At 63.9% G+C, this 25,245-nt stretch carries 19 protein-coding genes; 4 read left to right on the forward strand and 15 right to left on the reverse strand.

All coding sequences use genetic code 11. From position 1 onward, the window contains the following. Nucleotides 1-22: 22 nt before the first annotated feature. From FOJ82_RS16575 to FOJ82_RS00445, 9 genes are all read right to left on the reverse strand, one after another. Nucleotides 23-1,519 carry a M23 family metallopeptidase gene (locus FOJ82_RS16575; RefSeq protein WP_246099657.1) on the reverse strand — a complete coding sequence of 499 codons (1,497 nt, stop codon included), beginning with the start codon at nt 1,517-1,519 and terminating at the stop codon, nt 23-25. Between the two features lie 6 nt (nt 1,520-1,525). Next, complete coding sequence (locus FOJ82_RS00415; protein WP_246099659.1) at nt 1,526-2,833, reverse strand: ATP-binding protein; 1,308 nt, start codon at nt 2,831-2,833, stop codon at nt 1,526-1,528. A 176-nt stretch (nt 2,834-3,009) separates the two neighbouring features. Further along, nucleotides 3,010-4,512: an SCO6880 family protein gene (locus FOJ82_RS00420; protein ID WP_143936504.1), complete on the reverse strand. Its 1,503-nt coding sequence runs from the start codon at nt 4,510-4,512 to the stop codon at nt 3,010-3,012. After that, entirely contained in the window at nt 4,496-6,007 is a 1,512-nt protein-coding gene (locus FOJ82_RS00425; RefSeq protein ID WP_143936505.1) for a hypothetical protein, read from the reverse strand. Before FOJ82_RS00425 ends, FOJ82_RS00420 begins: the two co-directional genes overlap by 17 nt. 5 nt (nt 6,008-6,012) lie before the next feature. Beyond that, nucleotides 6,013-6,732 (reverse strand): hypothetical protein, encoded by a 720-nt coding sequence (locus tag FOJ82_RS00430; RefSeq protein WP_143936506.1) that lies wholly within the window; start codon nt 6,730-6,732, stop codon nt 6,013-6,015. A gap of 69 nt (nt 6,733-6,801) precedes the next feature. Further along, nucleotides 6,802-7,182 carry a hypothetical protein gene (locus tag FOJ82_RS00435; protein ID WP_143936507.1) on the reverse strand — a complete coding sequence of 127 codons (381 nt, stop codon included), beginning with the start codon at nt 7,180-7,182 and terminating at the stop codon, nt 6,802-6,804. Then, the gene (locus FOJ82_RS00440; RefSeq protein WP_185975556.1) at nt 7,176-7,766 is read right to left on the reverse strand and encodes a hypothetical protein; all 591 of its coding nucleotides are present in this window, start codon (nt 7,764-7,766) and stop codon (nt 7,176-7,178) included. Before FOJ82_RS00440 ends, FOJ82_RS00435 begins: the two co-directional genes overlap by 7 nt. A gap of 110 nt (nt 7,767-7,876) precedes the next feature. Further along, nucleotides 7,877-8,047: a hypothetical protein gene (locus FOJ82_RS16075; RefSeq protein WP_185975557.1), complete on the reverse strand. Its 171-nt coding sequence runs from the start codon at nt 8,045-8,047 to the stop codon at nt 7,877-7,879. Between the two features lie 63 nt (nt 8,048-8,110). After that, a complete protein-coding gene (locus FOJ82_RS00445; RefSeq protein ID WP_143936509.1) occupies nt 8,111-8,929 on the reverse strand; it encodes a hypothetical protein in 819 nt (272 codons plus the stop codon). Between the two features lie 481 nt (nt 8,930-9,410). On the opposite strand from FOJ82_RS00445, the gene FOJ82_RS00450 reads away from it, so the two are divergent. Further along, nucleotides 9,411-9,908, forward strand: a complete 498-nt coding sequence (locus FOJ82_RS00450; protein WP_143936510.1) for a hypothetical protein — start codon at nt 9,411-9,413, stop codon at nt 9,906-9,908. A 308-nt stretch (nt 9,909-10,216) separates the two neighbouring features. Here FOJ82_RS00450 and FOJ82_RS00455 read toward each other — a convergent pair whose 3' ends face one another. Further along, nucleotides 10,217-11,983, reverse strand: a complete 1,767-nt coding sequence (locus FOJ82_RS00455; protein WP_143936511.1) for a sigma-70 family RNA polymerase sigma factor — start codon at nt 11,981-11,983, stop codon at nt 10,217-10,219. Next, nucleotides 11,980-12,306, reverse strand: a complete 327-nt coding sequence (locus FOJ82_RS00460; protein ID WP_143936512.1) for a hypothetical protein — start codon at nt 12,304-12,306, stop codon at nt 11,980-11,982. Before FOJ82_RS00460 ends, FOJ82_RS00455 begins: the two co-directional genes overlap by 4 nt. Before the next feature lie 204 nt (nt 12,307-12,510). Between FOJ82_RS00460 and FOJ82_RS16080 the strand changes: the two genes are divergently transcribed. From FOJ82_RS16080 to FOJ82_RS00470, 3 genes are all read left to right on the forward strand, one after another. Further along, nucleotides 12,511-12,675, forward strand: coding sequence for a hypothetical protein (locus FOJ82_RS16080; protein ID WP_185975558.1), 165 nt, complete (start codon nt 12,511-12,513; stop codon nt 12,673-12,675). Further along, nucleotides 12,675-13,724, forward strand: coding sequence for an ArdC-like ssDNA-binding domain-containing protein (locus tag FOJ82_RS00465; RefSeq protein WP_246099756.1), 1,050 nt, complete (start codon nt 12,675-12,677; stop codon nt 13,722-13,724). Before FOJ82_RS16080 ends, FOJ82_RS00465 begins: the two co-directional genes overlap by 1 nt. Nucleotides 13,725-13,793: 69 nt before the next feature. After that, nucleotides 13,794-14,192 (forward strand): PLP-dependent aminotransferase family protein, encoded by a 399-nt coding sequence (locus FOJ82_RS00470; RefSeq protein WP_143936514.1) that lies wholly within the window; start codon nt 13,794-13,796, stop codon nt 14,190-14,192. Nucleotides 14,193-14,628: 436 nt separating this feature from the next. Here FOJ82_RS00470 and FOJ82_RS00475 read toward each other — a convergent pair whose 3' ends face one another. The 4 genes from FOJ82_RS00475 to mobF all read right to left on the reverse strand — a co-directional run bounded on the left by FOJ82_RS00475 (nt 14,629) and on the right by mobF (nt 25,099). Next, nucleotides 14,629-14,889 carry a hypothetical protein gene (locus FOJ82_RS00475; protein ID WP_185975559.1) on the reverse strand — a complete coding sequence of 87 codons (261 nt, stop codon included), beginning with the start codon at nt 14,887-14,889 and terminating at the stop codon, nt 14,629-14,631. A 128-nt stretch (nt 14,890-15,017) separates the two neighbouring features. Beyond that, nucleotides 15,018-15,638 (reverse strand): O-methyltransferase, encoded by a 621-nt coding sequence (locus tag FOJ82_RS00480; protein WP_143936516.1) that lies wholly within the window; start codon nt 15,636-15,638, stop codon nt 15,018-15,020. A 511-nt stretch (nt 15,639-16,149) separates the two neighbouring features. Beyond that, nucleotides 16,150-18,891: a hypothetical protein gene (locus tag FOJ82_RS00485; protein ID WP_143936517.1), complete on the reverse strand. Its 2,742-nt coding sequence runs from the start codon at nt 18,889-18,891 to the stop codon at nt 16,150-16,152. Between the two features lie 877 nt (nt 18,892-19,768). Next, nucleotides 19,769-25,099 carry a MobF family relaxase gene (mobF, locus tag FOJ82_RS00490; RefSeq protein WP_143936518.1) on the reverse strand — a complete coding sequence of 1,777 codons (5,331 nt, stop codon included), beginning with the start codon at nt 25,097-25,099 and terminating at the stop codon, nt 19,769-19,771. Nucleotides 25,100-25,245 lie beyond the last annotated feature (146 nt).

The following is a 25,245-nucleotide window of genomic DNA, read 5'->3' on the forward strand; positions in this document are numbered from 1 at the left end:
TTGGCACGGTCTCGGATTCGCGTCATGGCTGAAGACCTTTGTTGTGGAGCCAGACGAGAGGGTCAGTGGTCCGACCGTTGGTGCGGACTTCGAGGTGGAGGTGTGGTCCGGATGCGTTGCCGCTCGCGCCCACTTCGCCGATATTCTGGCCGGCTGCGACCCGTTGTCCTTCATGGGCGGTGATTCGGGACTGGTGGGCGTACCAGGTTTCGGTGCCGTCGGTGGCGCGGATTTTGGTGAGGTTGCCGTAGACGCCGTGGGTGTTGTGGGCGGAGATGATGGTGCCGGCGGTGACGGCTCGGATGGGTGTTCCGGTGGGGGCTGCGAAGTCGAGGCCGGTGTGTCGGGTGGCCCAACGGGTGCCCGGCTGTCCGTAGTGGGCCGAGATCCGGTACTTGCCCTTGTCTATCGGCAACACGGCCCCTGAGGCGCTAGTGGCTGGAGAGTCGGTTCCTTGGTCTCCGGCGACGCTGACGTGGACGTGGTCCAGGTGCGCTGCGGATGGGTCGGGTCCGGCGTAGCAGCTGCCTTCGGAGCAGTCTCGCCAACCCTTGCCTGCGTGCGCGACACTCCAGATCTTGCGGTCCCAGATCACGTAGGTGACGCCCAGTGCGGTGGCGTTGGTTTGTGCCCAAGCAGCGATTTCGGTTCCGAGCGCGTGGCCGGTCGGGGTGTGCCAGTTGGGGATCATGACGTCGACGGCGCGGCCGGTGCCGTGGTCTCGCGGGTCCCCGGGACGGAGGCCGCCGATGGTGCGGATCTGGGGCCATTTCGCGGCGACGCATCGCATCGCCCGAACCGCGTCGGGGGTCTGACCGTTCTCATTCCCAATGCTGTTTGGGGTGGCGGGGCAGTCCAGGCTCAGGTCGTGCGGTTCGCAGGGGTCGTTGACTGTGGCGTTTGGGTTCTTCGCGAGGGCTGCGACGAGTGCGCTAGCGGCGGGTTCGTGTTTGGCGTAGGCGTCGGGGAGTGCCGATACCTGTACCTTCTGCGCAGCTTGGGCGATGGTGAGTTGTTGCCATCCGGGGATGTCGGCCAGTCCGGGGATGTGCCAGCCGTTGGTGGTGGTGTGCCCCTGGAAGAAGACTTGGGCTTGGTATCGGTCGTCGAGGAGGATCTCCATGTTTTCGGAGATGGTGGTGCCGTCGGCGTGCCAGCCAGGCAGGATGCGTTGTTGGAACAGGCCGATGTTGTGGTTGGCGTCGGGTCGTTTCGATCTGGGGTCGGCTCCGAGGCTGGATTCCCGCAGTGCGGTGGCGATCCCAACCACCGCCGCATGTGGGCCGAGGCCGACCTCAAGTGCAGTGTCATAGATGAGTGCTGCTCGTTGGAGTTGCCGTGGGGTCAGCCCACTTGTTGCCGGCAAATCCGCGTCCCAATTCTTGCAAGCCCCCGGTACTGCGGACTGGCGTTGGTCCGCCTGCGTGCCGCCGGCAATCATCGGGACCAGGATCGCCAGGATCAGTACGGGTGCGGTCACAAAGCCGATGAGAACTGCGGCGGTGGCGAGAAGTTTCATGTCAGGTCAGTGGAGGTTTTGGTTGGTGTGGGTGAGGGGTAGTTCGAGGTCTGGGTGGAGGGCGAGTTGGACTTTGTAGGTTCGGGGTCCGACGCAGATGAGGGCGCGGCCTTTGCGGTTCATTGCCCAGCCGGTGACGGTGTTGCGGGCGATGGCGCCGAGGTCGAGGAGTTGTTCGAGGTCGTCGGCGACGGCGGCGTCTTGGCCGTAGAGGATTTTGATGTCGGCGAGGTGGAGGAGGTCTTTGGCTATCTGCGCGGCTTGGGTGCCGGCGTGGCCGGCGCCTTCGTAGTCGGAGGGTTTGTGGGATACGGCGACTTCGATGTCGCCGTGGGCGCGGCTGAGGCGCAGGTCGGCATCGAAGGCGGCTACTGCGTCGGTTCCGAGGCGGAGTTGTTTCCAGGCTTCGTCGCGGACGTTGATCCGATTACCCCCACCGCTGGCTCGCATTGCTGATCCCCAAGAGGACAGGCAGGTCAGGGCCATTCCGGTGGCTTGGTCGCCGAGGTCTGCCAGTCGGGAAAGGGACAGGGACTGGATGGGTGCGGTCCAGTCGATCTGGATGGAGGTTTCGGAGTCGAAGATCCCTGCCAGGACTCCGGTGGACAGTTGCGCTGTCGCGTCCCGCAGCAGCCTGGTTTCGTCCAGGAATGCTTGCCGGTTGGGGAATCGGGTCTGGGTGATCAGGTCGGGGCTGGGTTCGTTGAGGGCTGCCCATATCTGCGGAAGCGCGATCGGCCGCAGCAGTCTCGAGTCGCTGGCGTGGTGGGTGAGGTGTTCGAGGACTGTCTTGAGGATTTGCTCTTGGCTGGGTCCGACGGGGACTCGGCGGTCCCCGATGGTTTGGGAGCCGATGAGGCTCCGGAGCAGGACCAACCACCGGCCGAAAATGGTCTGAGCGCGGGTTTCGCGCTCGGCGCGGCTGAGGCGGTCCCATCCGATGGCGGCGGGGCCGGGGTCGAGGGGGTTGAGGCGGGTGGGCATGCCTGGGCCGATGGCGAAGGGTTCGACGCCGAAGTGGCGGCACAGGAGCTGGTATTCGTCCTTGGGGTCGCCGAGGATCAGGGCGCGGTATCCGAAGGCGAACATCCGGTTCAGGAACGCCTTCACCCATGCTGATTTCCCTCGGCCGGGTTTGCCGAAGATGAAGATGTTCGGGTTGGTCACCGGCACTTGGTCGTCTTGGACCCAGCCGTGTGGGTCGACGTAGAAGGTGGAGCCGGACAGGACGTCGGTTCCCATCGGAGCCCCCGTAGGTGCGGTTGCGGCAGGGGCGACGAAGGGCCAGTAGAGGCCGGTCTGGTCGGATGTCATCCGATACTGCTTCACCGGGGCCCGCGCCGCCGCCCACCCGGCCCCGCGGCGGCGTTGCCCGCGCCAGGAGGGTGCTGTGGTGAATGGGCTCCGGACGGGTGTCTGGGGTGGGTTGTCGGGTTTCGTGGGGAGGGTGTGGCCGAAGTCGGACAGCAGTTTCCCGATTCCGCGGCCCATCACAGTCCCCGGTGGGTGAGTGAGATGCCGAGTGGGATGTTGGCGGTGACGAAGGCGGAGTCCTGTGCGAGGTCGAGGCGTTGTGGTGCGAATCCTGCTTGTCGGATGGACGCGTCGAGGCGTCTGCCGAACTCTGTTATGGGTGCTGTGGTGGGGACGGTGGTTGAGCACACGACGTAGGGGTGCGTGAGGGTTGCTCCGAGGGCGAGTTGGTCTTCGACCTGGTCGAGTTTGGCTTGTTGGCGGCGGTCCTTGATGCCGGTGCGGATCCCGAGCCGGTCCCGGAGTCCTTGGCCGAGGCTGCTGGTGAACTCGGCCTGCGAGGCCTTCCTGTCCGCGACCGACTGCCGCTCGATCGGGAACACCACCGTCAGACTCCGCCGCTCCGAGACACTCGAGGGAACCAGCACACCGGCCAGGGCTCCCAGTGCTGTTCCCCGCTCCGGGAGTTTCAGTGTGGAGGTTACGGAGTGCCAGGCGTCGTGGGTCCAGTGCCGCACCGCCGGGATCGCGTGCGAAGGCCCGGCCAGCGCCCACGGCACCTCCGTGCACGATCCCGCGGCTGTGGCTTGCTGGGCTTGGGCTTGGATCAGGGCGGCGCGGTCGGCGGGTGCGAACCCGGTCCGGACTGCTGCTGCCAGTTGGGGTGAGGTGAGCCACTCAACGTTGCTGGCTCCGACGGCGCCGGTGAGTGCGGTCTCGGTTTCGGAGGCGACCGCGAGAAGGGCGCTCATCCTGCCAGCCAGTTTCCCGCCCAGGTGTTTGGCTTCCCGCGCCAGCCTCGCCTCGGGAACCACGACCGTGATGAAGCATTCGCTGCGGGTGCCTGCCTGGCCCCAGCGCAACAGTTCGATGTTGGTGGCCACTGACGCATCCGGCGCCCCATCGGTGATGTTCTCCCGTAGCCACAGTTCCCGCTCGGCGCAGTCATCAGGGGTGGCGCGCACCATCACATGGAGCTCAGTGATCAGGTCCCCACGGGCGGCGGTGTCGACCAGATCCGTCATGCCAGCTGCGAACCGGGCCAGCTCGGTCTGGTCGGACATTGCGGTGCCCTCGTGTTCCACCCGTGCGGTGATCGCCCACGTCCTGGCCGCGGAGTTCTTGATCATCGCGATTCGGTGCTGCTCCAACCCCGTGGGTGGGCCCTCCAGCACTTCGAGGGGCTGCAGAACGCCGGGCATGTCCAACTCCTCCAAGCATCGCAGCCGACCACGTTCGGCCCTCGAGGTGAATTCTGACCAGCCGGTCAGGGCTGAGATCCCGAACCCAGTGGCTGCTGCCATCCACCCGATGCTGGAGCGGCCCCCGATGGGGACCACGGTCAGAACTACTACGAGTCCCCACAGGAGTAGGAAGACTCCCATGGCGGGCCAGCGTTGGGCGCTGATGGCGAACCAGATCGGGAAGGATGCGGCGATGATGATGCCGATCTGGACCGGGCTGAGGCCCAGCAGCCATCCGGTGCGGGTCTGGGTGAAGTTCCTAAACGTCGTTGTCACTGTGCTCCTCCTGGACGATGGCCGTTGGGGGTCGCTTCCCCCTGGTTCGGGTGGCGGTGTGGTGTGGGCGGCGGGTGTCTCCGGCTGGGTCATAGGGGTAGCTGGGATCCCCCGACCCCATACCGCTGGCAGAGTCCCCCACGATCCCCGACGTGACGGCTCCGGCGGCTTTGAATGCACCCACCAGCGCCTTCGCACCAGCGAGCGCAACCATCCCGACTCCACCCGCCACTCCCCCAGCAGCAGCCCCACCCGACGAGGCGGCACCACCTGCGCCCCCACCGACGGAGGATCCAGCTGCGCCGCCACCGGCGCCGGCGCGGTCCGTCCCGGCGGCAGTGGACCCGCCCGTGGCGGGGGCGGCGGGAGGCTTGGATGGTCCACCGGTTCCGCCCTGAGTTCCAGTAGATCTCGATGGGACGCTGCTACCGGTGGTTGTTCCTCCGAGGCTGCTGGTTTGGGCTCCTTCGGTGCGAGCCGTGGTGGCGGTTTCTGAGCTGCCGGTCTGGTTGGTGGCTTTGTCGGTGGCGTGTTCGGCGAGTTTGGTCTGCATCTGGCCCAGGCCGTGTCCTGCGGCGGTGGTGGGGTGGAGTGAGGCTCTGAAGTTGGCGCCTGAGGTGGTGCCGGGGTCGATGAACGCGAGCAGTCGGAAGAGTGCGAAGGGGCTCCAGGAGGCGACCAGGATCATCGCCACCGCTGGCACTGCCATTGCTGCGGCCTTTTGGACGTCGTCGGCTTGGCCGAGGACCACGCTGTTGGCGATCTGGATACCGATGCCCAGCATCAAGGTCATCAGGATCGGCGCCAACGCCGCGGCGTGGAACCAGCGGAACGTCTTCCAGAACCACACCTTCAACGGCTCGTACAGCAGCCCTGCAGCTGCGATCGGAGCGGTGGCGGTGAGGACCACCAACGCGACCGAGCGGCCCAGGAGCACGATGATGTGGCTGAGGGCGGCGAGCCAGAGCACGAGGCCGAGGACGAGGAGCACGGTTGCGACGACGCCGGAGACGGCGGTCTCGGCGAGGTCGAAGCCGGGTACCTCCAGATCGGACATGGTGGTGATTCCCAGCATTTCGCGCATCAGGGCTTGGTTGATTCCTGCGACGGCGGTGACCACCGCCGCGGCGTAGGTGAAGGCGATGGTGGAGATCAGCAGGAACTGCACCGCTCCCAGGAGCAACGACCCCAACGATTTCGCGTCGCGGCGGACTACGGCCACGATCAGGTGCACCACCGTCAAGATCAATGCCAACACCAACGCGAACCACGAGGTGGTGCTGTAGGCATACGTCAACGCGTTCGGTGATCCGTCGCGGTTGGCAGCAGACAGGGATGGGGTCAGGAGCCACTCCCCCATCTCGAGCACGATCCGGAACACCCACAGTCCGGCACCCCAAACGCCCATGCAGATGCTGATCCACAACGAGGCAACGATCCTGCCGCCGGCGGCAGCGAGGTCGGCGAAGATCTGGATAGCGACATCCCAAGGCATCACGATCAGTCCTGTTCCCAGGTCAGCCAACCGGCCTGCCGGGCGAGGTCGGTTCCGGGCCATGTCGACGGTGCGGGTGGTGGGTGGGATCCTTCGGCGATCAGCCAGCGGGTGCCGTCCCACGCCATCCGTTCACAGTGTCCGTAGGCGATCCGGGCGGTCTCGACGTTGGTGTAGGTGAGGTCCAGCAACACACACGCAACCACCCACCCGGGACCGTCGCTGCCTTTGATCTGCGCTGCAACGGGGACGACCCACATCGTGGCCGGCGACTCCAACCCCAGCGGCATCCCAGCCTGCTCCAGGAACCCTTGCACCAGCAGCAACACCGGCCACACCGGCTCGGCCTCTGGATCCTGAATCCAGGCCGCCTGCACCTGCCTGGCATGATTCAGATCCATCCACCCGAGTACTGATGCAAGGATCTCGCCCAGTTGCGCGGCCGCACCAGCCTCGGTTTGCGGGAACCCGGTAGGGATCCCCGCCGCACCCGTATCTGTGGGCGGCGGGATTATGATCTTCTCGGCCGGGGTCAGGGCTGGGGTGCCCGAGGTCGCGTCCTCAGGAGTGACCTGAAGCATCGGCTGGGCGGCGATCTGGTCTCGCACATTGGATCCGACTGACTGCATCGGTTCGACGACGACGTCCGTGTTCCCGGTGTTGGTGGTGTCGAAGAATGTGAAGTAGACGGCCAGGGCGAGGCCGGTGATCAGGATCAGTGCCATTGCGGTGGTGGCGGCGATGAGTTTCAGGGCTGCTTGTCTGGTTGATGTCATGTCGAGTCGGGTCCCTTGTTAGCGGGTGACGCAGCCGTCGCCGAGGAACCCGGCCAGGATGCCGGGGACCACGAGGTAGAGCAGGCCAGCTCCCAGCACCACGAACAGTCCGATCAGGCCGGCCTTGCCGACGTGGGGCATTGAGAAGATCTTCCCGAACAGGACCATCCCGACAGCAGCGAGGATCCCTGCTGGGAATGCCACCCACACCAGGAACCAGGCGAACCAGCCCAGGAACTGATCAACCAGCGGCTGCGCACCGGTTGGCGCCATCGGACACACCTTCCCGCGCGGCGGATCCGCATCCGCCGACACGAATCCAGTCATCTCCCAGACGCGGTCACCGGCCTGGAGGACGAAGAGGTTGAAGCGGGTCATCAGCAGGGCAAGGGTCAGCATGAGGGGTCGACCTCCAGGTCATCAACGAAACGAGCAACAGCACCAAGCAACGACTTCGGCAACACCGCCGTGGTGACACCTGAGCGGGCAAGGTCCGAACACTCAGGCACGGTGTGGATCAGGTCATCGGCGATGGCTGACCGCAGCAGTGGGCTGAGGGACGCGGCCACAGCCTTCGGCCATGCCCGCACCGGCGCCCCAACGACCACCACAACCGTGGGCGACTCCGGCAGGGTTTCGAGCAGGATCGACAATCGACGAAGACTCGGGACACTGCACCGCGCCACCACAACCAACGCGGCGCTGGCTGGAACCGGTGGGGCGTCACCGGTCCAGGAGCCGACGTCGACGATCGCGATTCCCGGGGAGTTGCGGATGGTGGCGGTAGGTTGCTCGCGGCGTTCGATCAGCAACCCGTCGCGGGTTCCCAGCCGCCACCCGTCCTGTTCACCGAGTTCTGACGTTGTGGCCTCGGCCAGGCCGGAGGCCCACGGCTGGCACAATTCCACCAACCTCGCAGCCCCGAGAGTTTCGGCGATGGCGAGGGCGGTGACTGTGGTGCCGACGCCACCCCCGAGGCCCATCACAGCGATTATCGAGCTGTCGCTGGGCCAGTCGGTGTTGGTGCGGAAGGTGCCGGCTTGGAGGCCGTGGACAGCGGCGCGGAGTTCTTCGAGAGCGAATGCTGGGGCTGTCATGGTCGTCGCCTCAGCGCATTCTGCAAGTCTTCGGGGTCGAGTTCAGCGAGGCGGGTGCGGGCCTCGTGCGCGACCCGCAGTGTCTCTGCCCAACGGCTGATCTGCCTGGCAGCTTCAGCATCCTGCTTCGCAGCTGCCAGCAACGCCTTCACCTCAACTTCGGCCATGATGTACCTCCTTCCCCCAAGGCAGGCCCCCCGAACACGGTCCACAGCGCAACCCATCGGGTCTCAGCGTCTGGTTCCGGCCGCGTGCCGCAGCGTCCCCAACGTCTGACGAGCCCGGTACTGCAGCTGGTTGACCGAAAGGCCACGCTCGGACGCAAGCCGGGCACACGCGGTGCGGGAAGTGATTCCGGCGTTGGATCGGGCCGTGATCCCCTCATCGGTGGCGATCACCGCAAGCTGCAGCAGCACGTCCAGATCGGACGCGCTCACCCCACCGCTGCGGATCGCCCACCAGTACAGGCCACTGGCCTCCAACGCTTGATCCCCCGAAGATGCTGATGGCATCCGTCCGAACTCTTCGGGCTCCAGGTGCATCCGCTCCCGCCACGCACGGTCCCCGCGGTCGCCCCAACCGAACTCCCGGTCCACCGAGCGACGCACCGACCGCAGGATCGCCGCCGGGATCCACGCATCCGGCGGCGCCTGCCACGGATAATCCAGGATTGTGGTCCACACATACCCAGCGACCACCGCCTCCACCTCACCCGAGGCCACGTCGCCCCGGCACCTGCGAGCCGTCAAAGCCCCAATTCCCGGCACCAACAAATGCACCATCACCGCCACAGCCCGATGCGACCCAACCTCGTCCTGCGTGAGACGCCCCAACGCGGCGAACAAGGTCTCGACCTCGTCATGGCTGGCGCGATCGCGCCACAGCTCCAGCCGCTGGACCGACCCGAAACGGCCCACTGCTTCTTCGCCGGCGGTCCACTCGGGCCAGGTGAGGTTCGCTTCCTCAACCAGATCGGCGATGCCCAATGCCTGTCGTACACACATGATGTCCTCCACGAAATCGGTGAATAGTTCGTGGCTGACACTCACCCCTGCACATCTCCCCTTCCGTACCCCCAACCGCATACCCCCAAGGGGGTACGCAAACCCAAACAACCTGTGACAAGGGGCAAGGAAACATACCCCAACTCACCAGCGCGCAAGCGCGTGCCAGCCAGCAGATCCATGACGGTTGGCTGTCCGCCAGCGAAGGCGACGGACGATCTGGAACACTCGACGACAGATGGATGGCCGACGAGGACCACCACCTCTGGCCTGCGAACTCAAAGGGGATGCGCGAACGATGACGAGCCACGTGTCATCTGGTGGCGTTTGGTCCACCTGTCCCGACCCGGGTTTCAGCAACGACCTTGCGGTGGCCATGCGCTGCGTAGCCCACAGATGTCCCGACGACGCACTACCCACCGGTCAGCTATGTGGCCCGCATCAGAAACGTCTCGATAGCGGCGGTGGGCTGCCAGGGTTTGGCGAACGAGTCAAAGGAGACCGCAGCGGATACGGACGCTACGGGATGAACGACGTCAACGACTTGGGCGTGCAGTGCCACGAGTGCGGTGAACGCTTCGCCTCAGTGAGTCAGCACTGCCGACGGACCCACTCAATCTCCACACACGACTACCTCCAGCGCCACGGCATCGACCCGATCAACGCACCAAAGCGAACAGACGGCCGGGTCCGCCGACGGGCCCATCCGTGTCGTCGATGCACCGTACCGATCACCACCAACGCCAAACTCTGCGACAACTGCAAGGCCGACTACCAACGAGAACGAGACGGGCTCCAACCACGCCCCACGCCACGCTCCGTCTGGCGAGACCTCACCGACACCGAACGCACCCACCTCACCGAAGCCGACGACGACCACCTAGCCGAACTGATCCCGGCACTGCAGGCTGACCGGGTCCCCAGCGTGCGCATCGCCAAGGCACTGGGCCACTCCACCGCATGGATGACCAAGTACTGGCCCAGCCCAACGTTCACCCGAGGCAAGCCCCACTGGCGAGCCTGATCCGCAGAACATCCGACGTGGCGGCACTCGACTCCGAGCACCACCAGCGGCCGCGTAACCACTCCTTGAGTCCGTCGGCCGACTCTCCACCAGTCGTGACAGGCCGTTTCAAGATTCCCTGGCAACGTCTCGCGGATCTCGTACGCCTCACCCGATCCCACGTACCCCCATTAGTACGGACCGGGGTACGTGGGGGTACATCGGATTGACAAGGGTGGATGCCCATACCACCCCGACACTTCTCCACAGCTCCTGCCGACTCCCGGAGCTCAATACCGGCGGTGGTGGTGCTCCACCAATGGAGCGACTCAGCGGGTCGGGGTAGTCCTGTGCGGTGTTGGCCGCCGTCGTCGATTCTCGATTTGCGCACGGCTGCTGACCGCCGGGGGTTGGGTCGACTCCGGGAACGGTCCGGCTTGTCGTAGGACCTGCAGACCTTCCTTGCAGTAACGGCGAGCTGTTGCCTCCGAGAATCCCAACTCCGCGGCGACCTGACCGAAGGTCCTTGGCGGTTGCCCGTCTAGCCCGTGCCGAGCTAGGAGCACCTGCGCGGTGACAGCCGTGAGTTCACCTTCGCCCTGCCGCTTGATCCACTCAACAAGATGCGCCGCCTCAGTTCGGGCCTCACTGCGCTCGGCCACCTCGGCTGGTGTGAGTCCAGGATCGGCGAGATTGGCAGGCATTGAGTCAGTATCGAACGGAAGCGGAAGGTTGGCGTCGTCACGGATCCAGTGTTTGGCCGCCCACCCCGCAGTAGCTGTCGCGTACGTGAGCCACCGGGACTTGTCCGGATTCCACCTGGCCGTGGCCTCCATCAGCTCCACCACGGCAGCCTGCAGCGCCTCTTCCTTGTTGAACCACAACACGCTGCGCTGCGCACCTCGTGAAGCAGGCAAGGCTGAAACCACCATCTGGGCCTGGGCCTGACGACCATCAGCAGCCAGCCCTCGCAGTTCACCCTCCGAGACACTCGACGTGATGCTGGAGGCGACCGGGTCACAGGCCAAAGCAGCATGGGCAAGGATCCCCACATCTCGGCGTTTCGCCAGTTCAATCTCAGACGCAGGCGTCAAGCGCACCGGTTCCACAAGGACCCCCGCCCCCGGCTCGTAGGAGGTCGGGACCTCACGGGTCGGTTCCGGCGCTGCTGCAGTCAGTACTGGAGCCGCTGGGAGAGGGACGTCCCGAAAGGGGTCGTCAGGCAGTGGGTCAACTATCTGCTGGAGTTGGTGGGCCGCGTTGATCACTGGGAGCGCCACATCCGGGGAAGAGCGACCGACGACGAGACCGGCAACCAGATTGCCTGCGAATCCTGACTGCAGGACCGCGTGCAGCACCTGTTCGGCAGACCGGTTGCTCACGAGAGCAGCATTTCGGCTGTCCACGGCGGCTGCAAGGCGACGAGTACTGAGTGCGTCGGCGTCATGGGGCCTCCCTCCGAAGGTAGCGAACTTGAAGTCGGCGCGGGCCTGACGCCAACTCTCTCTGCTGGCCTCCACCCCTGCGCGCAGCCTCGACATGTCCGTAGCCACTGAGATTGATTCCACACGATCAAGGAGCTGCAGGCAGTGGCTCAGGAGCAGTACTTGGTTCGTGGCGATCGCAGCCGACAAGTGCACTGAAGGGCCCGGGTGGCTCAGTCCACATGCCGCGACCGCGATCCGCCAGTCCGCCATCGCCGAATGCAAGGGTTGGTCGGGTGGTGGTGCGGGTGTGAGTTCCCTCTCAATACCCAGCAGGACAGCGAGCTTGACCCCGGAGGCATTCCTTGCGGCCGCGTGGGTGGCGAACCTCAAAGCGGTCCGCCCAGCCAGCCGGGCTTCCTCCCTCTGTACCGTCGTCAGAGCCTGGGAATTGATGGCTGTGAACTCGGCTGCCATCAGGTTCGCGACGGGATCGCTGACCAACCGTGCTGTAGCCGCCGTTGCGCGAACGGTATGGTCGACAATTCCCGCCGCGGCGAACGCGCGATCACACTCGATCACTGTTGCCGCCCACTGGTCGAACCACAGCGGCTCTCCCGTGACCCGGTCCATGGAAGCTCGCAGAGCACGATCGAACATCGTGCCGCTCACGGGAGCACCCAACGCGCACTCAGCGCCTCCGCGACCTCACGAAGAGTGACCGAAACCTCTACCGCTTCCGCCGGCAACTGGGCGTGGTCCCAATCGCTGGTCTGGTCGGCTGCCGAGCCGACAGATTCCACCACGCTGTCAGGGAGGCCTGCGTGTGGCAGGGGATTGCTTGGCTCGAGGAGTGCGAAGACTCGGAGTTCGAGACTGCCGATCGCCAACGCGGTCAGGGAGTCGATCTGTACTCCCCTGCCCTCCAGGATGAGATCTGTCGCGTGAGTCAACAGTTGGTACGTCCGTGCCACAGCAATTCGAGAAGCGGTCATGAGTGTTCCTTTCCCAGCGGACTTTCGAAGATCGGTTCTTGGGTGATGGTGGACAGCCAGTCGCTGGTCGCGTCACCATCCACAACCGACGGGGGCCAATGCCTGCCGGTCATTGGCCGGTCTGACTGAGGACTGCCCACCCAAGGCCCGCTGCCGCGCAACCCGATTTCACCTACCCAGCCCGACCGCGGGCTGTATCTGGACATGAACCAACAAGAACAACATCCCTGCGATGGGCCGTACGACGATGTCTACGTCGAGTTGGAGGACGTACTCCTGCAGATCGAGGAGATCCGAAACAGCCGGGGTGATCCGCAAGAGATCGCTGACTTGGTCGACTACGCCCTCACACTTGGGCCGCAGTCGTGATGACCAAAGTGTGGAGCGACGACGACAAGGCCAGGTTCACCGCCGAACGCGACGAGAAACTCACCCAGATGCAGGAACAACTCGCATCCGGGGTCCAGCACCTGATGGCCACTGACGGCTGGGTCGCGTGGCTCAAGATCGCCAGGCATTTCCATACCTACTCGTTGAACAACCAACTGCTGATCTCGGTCCAGCATCCGCAGGCGACCCAGGTCGCCGGCTACCGCGCCTGGCAAGCCAGCGGACGCCAAGTCCGAAGAGGCGAAACCGGAATCAGAATCCTCGCACCCATCACCAAACCCGCGACCACCGAAGACGGCACCCCCATCCTGAACCAGAACGGCAAACAGCGCCGCAGCATCGTCGGAGTCAAACCCGCAACCGTGTTCGACATCTCACAAACCGACGGACCATCCCTGGCACAGCAACCCTCCCAAGGCCGGCCCCTCCAAGGTCAGGCACCCGAGGGAATGTGGGACAACCTGCATCAGTACGCGACCCAGGCTGGCTTCAGCGTGACGATCGGGGCCTGCCAAGCCGAAGGCATGACCGACTTCCGCGACCGCAGCGTCACCATCAGGGACGGGTTCGAACAAGCACACGCCACCACCGTCCTGGCCCACGAAGTCGGCCACGTCACCATGCACAACCCCCAAGACGCACACGAACCGGCACGTGACTACTGCCGCGGGATGATCGAAGTGGAAGCCGAGAGCTTCGCCTGGCTCGTCAATGACGACTGGGGCCTGGACTCCAGCACCGACTCCTTCGCATACCTCGCCGGCTGGACCACCCAAGCAGCAAAGCAACAACACAAAACACCCACTGAAATCCTCACCGCGAGCGCCGAACGCATCCGAGGAGCCGTCGCCAGGTACCTGACCTTCCGACACGAACCCGGACCCGACCACCCATCTGCTGCGCTCCGTGAACAGATCAACTACAGCCTCACGCACACCACCCCGCCTACGACACCCGCATCAAGAACCCTGCGCATCCACGCCGCACTCCAGTCGCGCCATCGCAACGCTGCTGGCCCGACCCGTTGACATTCCCCACGGGTATGGCCCCACCCGTCAGGACGGATGACAGACCAACACCCCTGCAAAGGACACATGATGAATGACGACATCCACGATCAGCGCGAGCACCAAGAGCAGGTAGCCAACGAGGCCTCCGACGCAGTCCGAGATCTGGCCAGAGCCGTGAACACCGGCACGGTCACCGCACCCGCCGCCTACGCAGTCCTCGGCAACCAGAAACTGATGCTCCACCACCTCGAAGAAGTCAACGACCGCCTCATCCACGGTCTACGGTCTTCACTGACCGACGACAGGATCACCGTCGTGGACCGTCACTTCATCACCGGCACCGAACGAGACCCCGAAACTCAGATCTCCCACGCAACACAACTGCTGGAAACCGCACGCAACGCCCTTGCACACGCGGCCCACGCGGTGGCCACCGCCCAAGAGGTACTCAACAGCCAGGGCTTCACCGCAGCGGTAACAAACTGATGCCGCGGCCTAGACCCCACTCATCTGGACATCCCCGTCCGCCAAGGTTCAGAGAGACCCACAGCCACCAAGGCCGGGTGTTCAGTCAGCGACGAGTTCGAACTCGAAGCCTCGACGAACAGCGCCGAGCCGGCGTGCGGGTATTGCTCCCACGAACAGCTCCGTCCAAGCCATGTTGCGAGGACAGCGCGCGCAGGCAATCCAGCTGGTCCCGGTCGCGGAGCCCGGCGCCACATCTTAGGAGTTCGCGCCCGGGGCGTAGTCTCGATGGCTACAACGGCTCCAATTAACGAGCGCTGCAAGTCCATGGGTTGACGCCAAACTGAAAACGGCTCAGGAGACACGACAAACAAACGACGAGACGGTCGGCGAACCAGAGATGTTGTTGAGAGCCGACGACGCCAAGGCAGCGGCTGTATCGACTAACAGCGGCATGTCAGGACGTTGGGCCCCGGTCCTCTCCGCGAGGTTCAGGAGTCTCGCCGTTGGCTACCTCGTCTATCCAGTCGTTCGCCTCGTCCGACAGGAATAGCCCGGCTGGCCCGCTCTGGCCGACCCACCATGCATCAGCACTGATGATCGCGCCTGCTCCGGTGATTTCTTCGACCAGCTCGGCCGGGACCTCGTCACCGTTGTTTTCCATCAGATAGTCACGGGACTGCTGCCGCAGCTTCGGCCACCATGCTTCGATGCTCATGCCGACATCATCCATCACTGCGATGCGAGGCGCCAGACGCGGCAAATGGGTGCGTTCCTGATGTGGGTTTCCAACGTAGATGGCTGCGACAATCCCCGACACACCTGACGTTTCCTACTGGTCCCAGCTTATGATTCGCCGTGCAGGATCGGCGGCACCTCAAGTTTTGGATCTACCGGGCTTTTGGTCTTCACGCACAGCATCAGCCCACTGCTCCACGGCAGAAACTCGATCTCCCACCCCGGCATGCACGTGAGTTCCTGGATGAGCAGGTCCACGCTGTACTGATGTCCCTCAGGCCAGCCGGGCTGCGGATAGAGGTCGTCGATCACATACCAACCGCCCGGCTTGACCAGCTCCATTGCCAGCTCTCGGTCTTGGTACTTCCCTGGCCACGTATCCGCGAAGACGACATCGAAGCGTTCAGTCTGCTCGACTGCGGTGCGTAACCAATCGGAACCGTCACCAAGCACCCATTGCACTCTTTGGTCCCCGCGGAAGACGTGGCTTGCGACTGCTTGGAGCTCGCCATCCTGTTCCACGGAGACCAAGCGGGCTTCAGGGGTCATGCCTGCCAACATCCAGGCTGCGCCGAAGCCGACTCCCGTTCCCAGTTCGAGGAACCGGCCCCTTGGGCGTGAGCAGCACAAGAGCCGAAGGAGCCGACCCAACTCGCGGTCCGAGGACTGGACAAAACCCAACTTCGTCGCCGCCTCAGAAACTTGGTCCAGAGCCTTGGTCAGCTCCATCGCTGGCCCTCCTTGAATCGAATGGCGAGAGTGAAACCTATCAGTTAGCAAGCCTGTATCGCCGCTGCTGAGGGGACAACGCTCCGGTCAGGGCGCGAACACCAGCGGGAATTACTCAAGGCGGAAATGTCCGGACCAGCAGGGGGCTGCCGTCGCACACCGCGGCCGTCGACACGCGGCATGTGCGCGCAGTTGGCATCGGAGACGGAGCCAACTTGACCACGCTATTTGAGTGGCGCACTTGGCTGGCGCACTCGGCTCCGTATTCGGGCCAAGTGCACCAGTCAGCCTGAGGTCTCCAAGGGAGGGTGCGGCTGGGCAGTAAGTCAACCGCCTGGCTGCGGCATGTGCGAGCTATGTGCTGGTAACTGCGAGGACCTACGGAAACCGCTGTGCCGTCCCTTCCGGAGTTCAGTCCGCTGTGTGAATCACCCCGGCATCCTGAGACTCGAATCGTTGTCATATCATCCGCGAGTGGCCGTTCGTGTGGGTTGGCTGGATGCCAGTGGGACTACAGGATGATCCCGTAGTCCCCTGGGATACCGAGGGCGCAGCGGATGGAATGATCCGCGACTGAGGAGGTCGACAGGAACTCTTCGAAGAGGCTTGACGCGTATAGCGAATGCGTACTGTATTTTGGGTGCTCGCTAGATCGGTGCGTCAGAATGCTGAGGGCTTCGTCTTCTGATACCAACTCGACGGTAACTGCGGGCGTAGGACCCGGCGTTCGTATTCCGATTCCAGACATCTGGGCACGGTCGTGCCTCCCTGCGCGGTGCTGATAGAACAAGAGCCTCCAGTGGGCTGGCTGCAGTTCGGTCGCGTCGAGGACGAGCCCTGCCTGCAACAGAGCCTCGGCATCGAGGTACGCCATCTGCAGAGCAGAACTGGCCAAGGCTTGGAACTCGTCAAGAGTCGAGAAGGAGACCTCCTCGCCGTAGTCTCGGTTGAATCGGTATGCGCTGTCGGTGAACCGCTTGATGATCGCGGTCGTGGGGTGTTCGGGGGCCGTCGAGAGCGCGGACTCGACTGTGACGTAGCCAAACTCCGCTTCCATGGGCAGCCCGTTCTCCTTAGCCAACTCAAGGTAGTCCCAATGACGGGCCCAAACGTCGATGGATGCCGGCACGACGAGCGGAATGGCCTGTGGCTCTGAAGATGTGAACTCAGCCGTGAGAACCCCTCCGCCGGTGAGGTGGGCGAATCCGAGACTCATCTCGTCGTAGAGTGATGTTGCGAGGCGCTCGGTGAGGTTGAGGCGTTCCCTGATGACTGTGCGTGCGGCTTGCTGCATTTCTGCTAGTTCCTCAAGGGGTGTGGGACCCATGGGCAATGTGTGCACTCGGTCGAGATAACCAATAGAAGACTTCGACGCTAATTGCCAGGCACGAACGAAGCGGCGCTCTCGGATCACAGGCGCCGGGGTCTTCAGCACATACTCGACCACTAGTTCAGCATCATCGAAGCGAGGAGGGAGGGTGGTCAGATCCATGACGGCTTCGTCCCTCGACTCTCTGGTCGGGAAGCTTGCGTGGGCGAAGACTCGGTGTTGCGCGAGCCTCAGTCTCGTCGTGATTGTCCATGGGAGTGGATCCAGCGCATACCACGAAGCGTCATACTCATCGGGCAGTCCTGTGGTTCCCGCAGCGCAAACCCCGTAGCGGATGGCTTGGTGACCGTACAGTCTAGGGGCAAGGATTCCGCGCACGATCTGGGAGGCGATTGACTGCCATGGCATACGCCCGAAGGCCTGTTCGCACAGCCCTAAGAGGAGCGCGAACATCCCGGGGATGCGGATCGTCAGGGCCACGACTGAATAGCTCTCATGTGTCCCGATCACAACCAGTCCCGAGTCTCGTGCTAACTCAAGGGCCGAGCGAGCAGGGATCTTGGAGTCTAGATAGAGGCTGGCCCATCGCAACACGTTGAGAAGCGGTACGAAGCCGGGACCATCTTCCTGTGGTTCAGCCAGCTCGATCACTGCCATGAGGCATGCCAGCGTCTCTCTTGGCAGACCTATGATTTGGGCGGCATCAGCAAGTAGGCCATCATCGTGCGCGCAGGCTGCGGCCATGGCGTAGTCAAGGCAGTGCTCATAGCTAAGGAGGTCGGCCTGATTCCAGAGGGCTTCGACAGTTGCCCGTGCGGAGCTTGCCAACCCGGCACCGCATGCATTCTGCACAGCTTGGCGCTTGCGGTCGTGAAACCACACCTGACCGTCGTGTTGTTTTACGAGCAGTCGTGCCTCCTCTAGCTCGATCCGGACTAAGTCAAAGTCCTCGCCTGAGAGGCCACTCGCGACAATGGAAGCCGCTCGAGGCAGTGGAAAGGCGAAATGGGCGAGTCGTCGAGCAGTCCGCTTGGCTTCTCTGGATAGAGGGCGCCAGGTGCGTTCGACCTCGCTCTCCAAGGTTTCTGTTGGGGTCAGGTCCTTAAGCTCTCCTCCTTCCTCGAGGTGGCGGAGCGCCCCTTCGATCATCAGAGGGAACCCACCCGTGCTGCGCAGGAACTGGGTGAGGTTTGGCACACGCACGTTACTCTCACGGATCCAGTCAGCAACGTCTTGGGGGGCGAGCGGTAGCAACTCGTGGAGGACGGCTCCACAAAGGCCGAGAGAGGAGATCGCATCAGTCGCATCGCTGTTCGTCACGGCCATCGCGATCGTGACTTTGGCGCCAGGAGGCAGTAGTACGGGGAGAGCCTCCAGGACCTCCAGGTCTCGGGGGCTGAGCTTTGGACCTGAATCAAGAACGACGTGGAACTCGCCCATAGCGTTCACGACACTCTTGGCAAGTTCGGCGAAGGCCAGCGGAGCATCCGGCTGACTTGCTTCAGACAGGTTGTCAGCGATTGCGTCCTCAAGGGCATCGGCCGCACTCGCCCCGGCAGCTTCGACGATCTCTCCCAAAGCCACGCCAGATTGGGCCTTAACGACACTGGAGAGTGCCCGGGTGAAGAAGCGGAGTGTCTGGCCGAAGGTCACCCCCGTCGCTTTGGCCAGTAGGTCCCTAATGGCTGGACCCAATCTGACGGCCAGGTGACGTCGAGGTGTGCTGCTGATGACATCGCCGGTCGCCCGAACCAAGGTGTTGAGCAGTGACCCAGAGTATTGATACACCGTAGGAACGACGCTTTGGGCCGAGAGTGATCTGAGCACCGCAGATTTGCCGACCCCTGAATCTCCATGGATCACATGAAGACCACTGGTGCTCGCGTGTATGGCTTCGAGGAAGGCGTCTCGTCCAAACAGCATAGGAGTCCTCTCCCGCCCGTGGGAACCGCCTAGAGCCAACGGCGTGGCACTGTCTCGATTGAAGGTCGAAGCGCCCACTACGGTTCACTGTTCGCATCGGTGTCCTCAGTGGATTCCTCATCCTCCAGTGGTCGCGCCCATGAGGCACCAAGGCGTCGATTGTCCGCTTCGAGTGGTTGGCGCCCGGCGCGGCGGTGCCGAAGCTCGTCCAAGTCGGCAGCCGCCATGTTAAGTAGCGTCGAGGCCAAGCTGATCCACATCTCGAGGCTGAATGTGACAGATTGCATCATGTGGCGTCGTTGACGCCCGTCGTAGGTGGGGCGCGTCTCCCACTCGCGAATGGTGACTGTCCCATCCCCGTTGGGGACCACCTCAATAGCCATGTGACCGATGATCTCACGTCCTAAGTCTGTTTGCGCTGCGTCACGGCGGAACATCTCGTGGCGGGGGTTTGGTGAATCATCGGCGGTGCTACGGACGGACGCTGCTGTGACGCATCTCTAAGAATGGGTCTTTTCTGGGTGACTCCGAATTCTCTGAATGGGAGAAAGCGCTGTTGATCAGTGCGGCCTTTCCCACGAGCGTGGCAACTTGGATCGGGACAGAGTACGCCAAGACGATTCTCGGCCAGCCCTGCCTTATGGGCGTGGTTTTCATAGCCATGGTGGGCTCAGGGTTGCTCGCGTGCTGCGGTGGTGGCGGTGGCTCGGTCCATACATGCATTGTCCTGCAACCGGTGAGGAGGCGCCCGCAACATAGGGAGTTCGGCTCCCTTGAGGCCAGGCGCTCATCGGCATGAGCGGGCGTGGGTTTTCGTCGCAAATCGCATCTTGGCGAACAGTCGCGATTCGGGCTGATGATCCCAACCTGCCGGGCGCTATCGGCTTGGTGTCCGGCTCCGATTCGCCCGCGTCGCTCTCATTCTGGCGGCACGCCTTTCGCGGTCGGGGACCCCGGAACTCTTGGGTGAAGTTGGTGGTTGCTGTAGGCGTTGGCGCAGCTGTTGTGTCTGCTCATGAGCGCGGTCGCCAGCTGCGGACGGCCTTGAGGTCCATTCGGTGGCTGAGTCAAGCAGTTGCTTGAAGAAGTCAGCTCCACCATCGTTCCGGGCGAGCAGCTTGCCCAGCTCGGCCCATCGATGCCCGGGGCGAGCTGCGAGGATCTCGACCTGCTGGATCATGCCCTCGCGCCGCGCCAGGGAACTGCGGCGCTCACGGACCATGTGGTCTGCCTGCGGCTCGCCGTCTTGTAGGGCTTGATACAGATTGGCGGGTCCGTCGGTTTGGAGGAGCTGCGCAGGGTCGGTGCCTTCTGGGAATGCCGCTCGGGTTGGGTCGAGGCGTTGGGTTGCCAGGATCCAGTAGGCGTTCTCGGCGGCCAGCTCGCCGGCGTTGTCTGCGTCGGTGGCGATGACAGGGTGTTGGTGGTTGGCGAGGAGGAGCGCTTGGTAGTGGGTGAGGCTGGTTCCCAGTGGTGCGACTCCGATGTAGTGGCCTTGGCCGGCGAGGGTGATGGCGATCGCGTCGATAGGTCCTTCCGCGATGACTGGGACGGCTCCCTTGTCGAGTAGGTCTTGGCTGTAGAGGATGTCCTTCTTGCTGAACATTGGTGTGGTTGTGGTGTTGAGGTACTTGGGCCCAGCGTGGTCATCGTGACGGTCTGGGTTGCGGCGACCTACGAACCCTCGAACGACACCGTCGGTGATGACTGGCAGGACGAGTCGGTCGCGGAACTGGTCGATGATTCGGCCGTGCTTGGTGCGGGTAGCGACACCGGCGGCGAGCATCTCGTCATCATTGATCCCTTCGCTGCGTAGGTGGTTGGTCAGGTTGGTCCAGCCATCTGGGGCGTAGCCGGGGCGGAAGCGTGGGTCGCCGGCGAGGTCTTGGCCCAGACGCTGAATGAGGTGGCGTTCAGCCCAGGACGTTGAGAGTTGGGTGGCGTAGAACTCGGTGGTGAGTTCGTTGATGCGTGCGAGGCGTTCGGGAGTGTGAGGTGATGCCGCCCAGCGGTCGGCCCTTTCGAATGCCTGTTCGAGTTCGAGTTGGGTGTTGTCGGGATCGGTGAGTTCTCGTAGTTCGGCGGCGTGTTTGAGGGCGTCGTCGAGGGTTGGTGTTGTGTTCCAGTCGATGAGGTGAAGATCGTCGGGGGGCATCTCGTCGGGGTGAGACGGGTCGTCGGACGGCTCAGGTTGTGGGTTGATTTGTTGTTGTGCGCGCCACATCAGGGCTTGGCAGTCGTCGTCGAACGCCGAAGTGTCGATACTCGGAGCAACTAGATTCTCCAGCCGGTGGCCGGTGTCGATGCCCTTGTTGATGGTTTCAACGAGGAGGGGCCACCAAGGGCTGCCTTCAAGTTCGGCAAGCTTGGACTGGCCTACCAGTGCTTGTAGTGCTGGAGCCCAAGCCAGTGATGGCTCTGCGGCTGTCGGGACTGTTGTTTGATTGGGTTGGAGGTGGCGGGAAAGTCGCCACCACAGTGCTGCTGCCGGTTGGTCTGCGGGCAGGGGACCTTCGGCTGTGGCCTCTGCGAGGAGTGCGGAGACGGGGACACCGCTGTTGTGGAGTGCGGCGATGCGGTGGGTGAGCGCGGGCGCGTAAGGATCGTTGTGGATCCCGGGGTGGATGTCGCCCAGGAGATCGGTCCAGATTCCGACGATGCCGGGGTTGAGGCGCTGGTCCAGGGCGCGCTTCCATTCTTTGGCTGCACTGCCCAAGGGAGTTGGACCGGTGGCCCGTCGGTCGGTCACCTCGACGCCCGTTGCCGCGCGCCACGTCTCCACATCTGCGATCAGACTCGGCGTGAGTCGCTGCCCGGGGAGCGCCCATGCTGGCCGCACGGCCTGTGGGGTGGTTCGCAGTTCTTGGGTGCAGTGGTCGACGAGTGCTGCTCTGCGGGTGAGGTAGGGGCCCCAGTTTGGGTGCTGGGCCAAGGTTTTTGGGATGCCGGGGAGCCACGGCAGCGGTCCTTGGATTGGTGGGGTGTGGATGCGCCAAGTGAGGACGGCGGCTGGGTCGTGGGCGCTTTCGAGTTCGCGAGCAGCCACCGCTGCCCGGAGCTCCGCGAGGGGATCTCCGCCGTCTGCGGCGGTGAGGATCAGCATCGCGCGGAGGGTGGGCCACGCCGGACAGCTCGTCAGTCCGGCATGAAGCTGGTCTGCCTGCTGGTCGAGCATCTCGACCTTCTCGGCTGGGGCTAGTTGTTCGGCAGCGGCGTGGAGTGCGTCTTGGTAGCGGGCTGCCGCGTGGGCGAGTCGCTGGTGTGGGTCGGCTGCTTCCCGGGTTTCTGTGGTGGCGGAGCGGGCGGCGCCGTCGCAGGCGAGGATAGTTTCGAGGATGTCGCTGGCTGTCAGGGGGCGAAGTGTTGTTGGGTGGAGGACGCTGTGCTCGCCGCCGTCCCCGACGACTGGGAGGTAGATGTGATTGGCATGCTTACCGCGGGTGGCCATCACGTACAGCTGCTGCCTGGACTCAGACCCGGACAAGACCCCGCGTGTGACGTCGACGGTGAGACCTTGGGCGGTGTGGATGGTCACGGCATAGCCAAGCTGAGTGTGGTCAGCCACATACCTTGCGGGCAGATGCGCCGTCAGGCCAGTGTTTCGGTGCCTGACCACGAGACCACCGTCCGCGGTGATGTTGTGTACGGTCCAGCGGTCACCGTTCTTGACCCAGTCCGTCTCTGAGAACGCGAGCCTGCGATCGTTCATCCGGGTGACAATCACATCCCCAATCGAGGCCTGATTCCCATCAGAGAGCACCACCGAAGGCCCAACCGTATTCGGTGCCTGGGCTGCGAGGCGGTGCTCTCGGGCTCGGCGGTTGAGCTCAAAGACCGCTTCCTTGGTGCCCGCCAGCATCAGCGAGTCCATGCCCGCTGATTGGTCCTGGATCCAATGGCCGAAAGCTGTCTCGAGGCTGGTCTCCCCGGTTCCTACATGGATTCGGTCGGCGTCGAGGTAGAAACCGAGTGCCTCCGGGCGCCCGTCACGCAGCGCCAACGACGCGGCCGCCTCGGCCTTGTCCTCGAACCGCATCAACTCAGACAGTTCCACCGCCCCGTGGGTGTGGGCAAGGTCACGCAGCACTCCCCCAGCGCTGATCGCTGCCAGCTGTTGGTCGTCGCCAACCAGTCGAACCGATCCTCCCTTCGCGACGACGTGCTCGATGACACGGGCCAGGGAGTGGGTGTCGGTCATGCCGGCCTCGTCGATCACCACCATCGTCTCCGCACCAATCTTGGCCAGAAGGTCATTTTGGGTGTGGTGGTCGAGGTCCCAGACGAGTTTGGCGACCGTGGTGGCACCATCGACCTGCTCCCGCAGGATCCCAGCAGCAACGGCCGAAGGTGCCAGACCGATGACATTCCCGCCGCTGTCCCGCCACGCAGCAGCCAGCACCCTCAACGCGGTGGTCTTCCCCGAACCCGCCGCCGCCATAGCCAGCTGTACCCGGGATCCACTGGTAGCCATCTGCCTGACAAGGTTACTTTGACCAGCGTTAAGGGTCACTCCGTTGGCGACGGACTCCAGCAGCGCCAACGACACGAACTGCTCACCGATCCGTCGCCCGTCGCTCCGGCCAGCCAACTCAAGGATCCTGGTCTCAGCAGCAACCACGCTCCGGGAGGTGAATCGGGCAGCCCCAGAAACGGTGTAAACCGACGCACCGTCGCGGCGGCGCAGCTGCGCTGGCTCGGCGATGCCATCGCCGCCATGCTCTTCTAGGGGGAGACACAGTTCAGTTGCTTCGCGGAGCAGATCCTGAGTCAACCCTTCTACTTGCTCAGGGTTGGATGCGTGCTCCCGGGCCCGTCGTGAAGCCTCGGCCCTCAAATGCCACACCTGCCACGTAGCCCTGGACGACTCCACCGCAGCAACCACCTCAACTGCCGTGGCCGAGACCCAACCAGCAGGCAGCCTCAAGGGTCGTGACTGGTTGGAGGTCACTGCGTGCACCATCTCAGTGATGCCCCGCTCCCCCAGCACCGCCGCTGCCTCAGCGTGCCACGTGTTCCGTTGTTCGGTAACGGAGCGGGATTCGTGTTTCGCGTCCCGAGTCTCCAACGTTGCCTGCTGCGCCAGCTTCAGCGCCTCACCCGGGGACGGCGGTCTGCCATGACTGTTCTGGAACTGGGCCGCCAGCACTTCCTGTCGGGCCTCGATCGCCGCCCGGCGCGACGACCACCTTCGCATCAAGCCGGGCGCAACGCCAACAATTTCCCGGACCGGCCGCTTCGAGCGGTCATCACCCGGCCGTTCGGTGAAACGGATACCCAAACTGGCGAGGTGGGCTTCGAGTTGGGTGTTGTAGGTCTCCGACACCGACACCATCGCCTTGAAGATCAGCCGGCCATCGATCGCCAACCAACGCCCATCCAAGGTCTGGACCTTGTTCGCAATCGCAACATGGGTATGAAGATTCGGATCCCCAGCCCGAGAATCCCTGTGCACGAACCCGGCAGCCACCAACCCACGAACATCCAACTGCCGTACACCACCGGCTCCAGCGCGGGTGAACAACGCGTGCTCCTCCAAGAACCGCAACGCATCAGACACCGCCGCGTTGTGAGCCTCCTCGATCCTGGCCGCCAACCCCAACGGGGCGACAGCCCACAACGCTGAGACCGACTTCACCGGCGTAAAGGTCACGTCGTAGCCGGCACACGCCGTCGACGGATCCCGCGACAACCTCGCCACCTCGGTCGACAGCTCCAACCCACTCGGGATCCTGCCCAGCCGCCTATGGAATCTCTCGCTCGCGATCTGGCTGCGGATTTCCGCCTTCACACCAACCGGCACCTCCAACCCGTCATGACTGGACTGCCACTGGCTGCAGCGGACCGCGACTTCCTTCTGGAACTCGGTCACCGACGGCTGCACCCTGAACGGGTTCCCCAACCTCGAAGCATCCCGGATCTGTACCTCGGTGGCATCGCCAGGCAGCGCCGCCAACCGGGCGGCCATGTTCGGATGGAATCCCCCACCAAAGAGGGCACGCATCTGTTCAGCATTGACCCGATCCCCCACCACCAGGTCCCCCAACCCAGACATGCCACTGCCCAACCACGTGCCGGGGACTTCACCCTTCTCCGTGTAGTACGAGGCCAGAGTCGTGTGACCCTTCTCCGTCGAGTCCAAGGCAGCAACCTGCCGAGTCAGGTAGTCATACCCCGACCCGGCCGTGAGCTTGTGAACCGATGCAACCACACCAGATACAGCCCACTCACCAACCCCTACAGCGCTTCACCACGCACATCTGCATTCCCAGAAGACGCATTCCCCAGCCGTCTGCGGCATCGGGCACGCACGGACTACCCCGGACAGCACCACACCGGCCAGTGAATTGTCGGACG

Origin of the sequence: Tessaracoccus rhinocerotis (assembly GCF_007197885.1) — a bacterium.
Lineage (GTDB): Bacteria > Actinomycetota > Actinomycetes > Propionibacteriales > Propionibacteriaceae > Arachnia > Arachnia rhinocerotis.

Coding starts and splice junctions, on each gene's coding strand:
- FOJ82_RS00440 (WP_185975556.1), bottom strand. CDS start 7,766: ATGGGCCTCGGGGGTGGCGTCGGCACCACAGTCACCGCCCTCGCCATC.
- FOJ82_RS00465 (WP_246099756.1), top strand. CDS start 12,675: ATGACCAAAGTGTGGAGCGACGACGACAAGGCCAGGTTCACCGCCGAA.
- FOJ82_RS00430 (WP_143936506.1), bottom strand. CDS start 6,732: ATGGCACTGATCCTGATCACCGGCCTCGCCCTGGCCGTCTACTTCACA.
- FOJ82_RS00425 (WP_143936505.1), bottom strand. CDS start 6,007: ATGCCTTGGGATGTCGCTATCCAGATCTTCGCCGACCTCGCTGCCGCC.
- FOJ82_RS00460 (WP_143936512.1), bottom strand. CDS start 12,306: ATGACCGCTTCTCGAATTGCTGTGGCACGGACGTACCAACTGTTGACT.
- FOJ82_RS00415 (WP_246099659.1), bottom strand. CDS start 2,833: ATGACATCCGACCAGACCGGCCTCTACTGGCCCTTCGTCGCCCCTGCC.
- FOJ82_RS00470 (WP_143936514.1), top strand. CDS start 13,794: ATGAATGACGACATCCACGATCAGCGCGAGCACCAAGAGCAGGTAGCC.
- FOJ82_RS16075 (WP_185975557.1), bottom strand. CDS start 8,047: ATGGCCGAAGTTGAGGTGAAGGCGTTGCTGGCAGCTGCGAAGCAGGAT.
- FOJ82_RS00475 (WP_185975559.1), bottom strand. CDS start 14,889: ATGAGCATCGAAGCATGGTGGCCGAAGCTGCGGCAGCAGTCCCGTGAC.
- FOJ82_RS00450 (WP_143936510.1), top strand. CDS start 9,411: ATGAACGACGTCAACGACTTGGGCGTGCAGTGCCACGAGTGCGGTGAA.
- FOJ82_RS16575 (WP_246099657.1), bottom strand. CDS start 1,519: ATGAAACTTCTCGCCACCGCCGCAGTTCTCATCGGCTTTGTGACCGCA.
- FOJ82_RS00435 (WP_143936507.1), bottom strand. CDS start 7,182: ATGCTGACCCTTGCCCTGCTGATGACCCGCTTCAACCTCTTCGTCCTC.
- FOJ82_RS00485 (WP_143936517.1), bottom strand. CDS start 18,891: ATGCTGTTTGGACGAGACGCCTTCCTCGAAGCCATACACGCGAGCACC.
- FOJ82_RS00480 (WP_143936516.1), bottom strand. CDS start 15,638: ATGGAGCTGACCAAGGCTCTGGACCAAGTTTCTGAGGCGGCGACGAAG.
- FOJ82_RS16080 (WP_185975558.1), top strand. CDS start 12,511: ATGAACCAACAAGAACAACATCCCTGCGATGGGCCGTACGACGATGTC.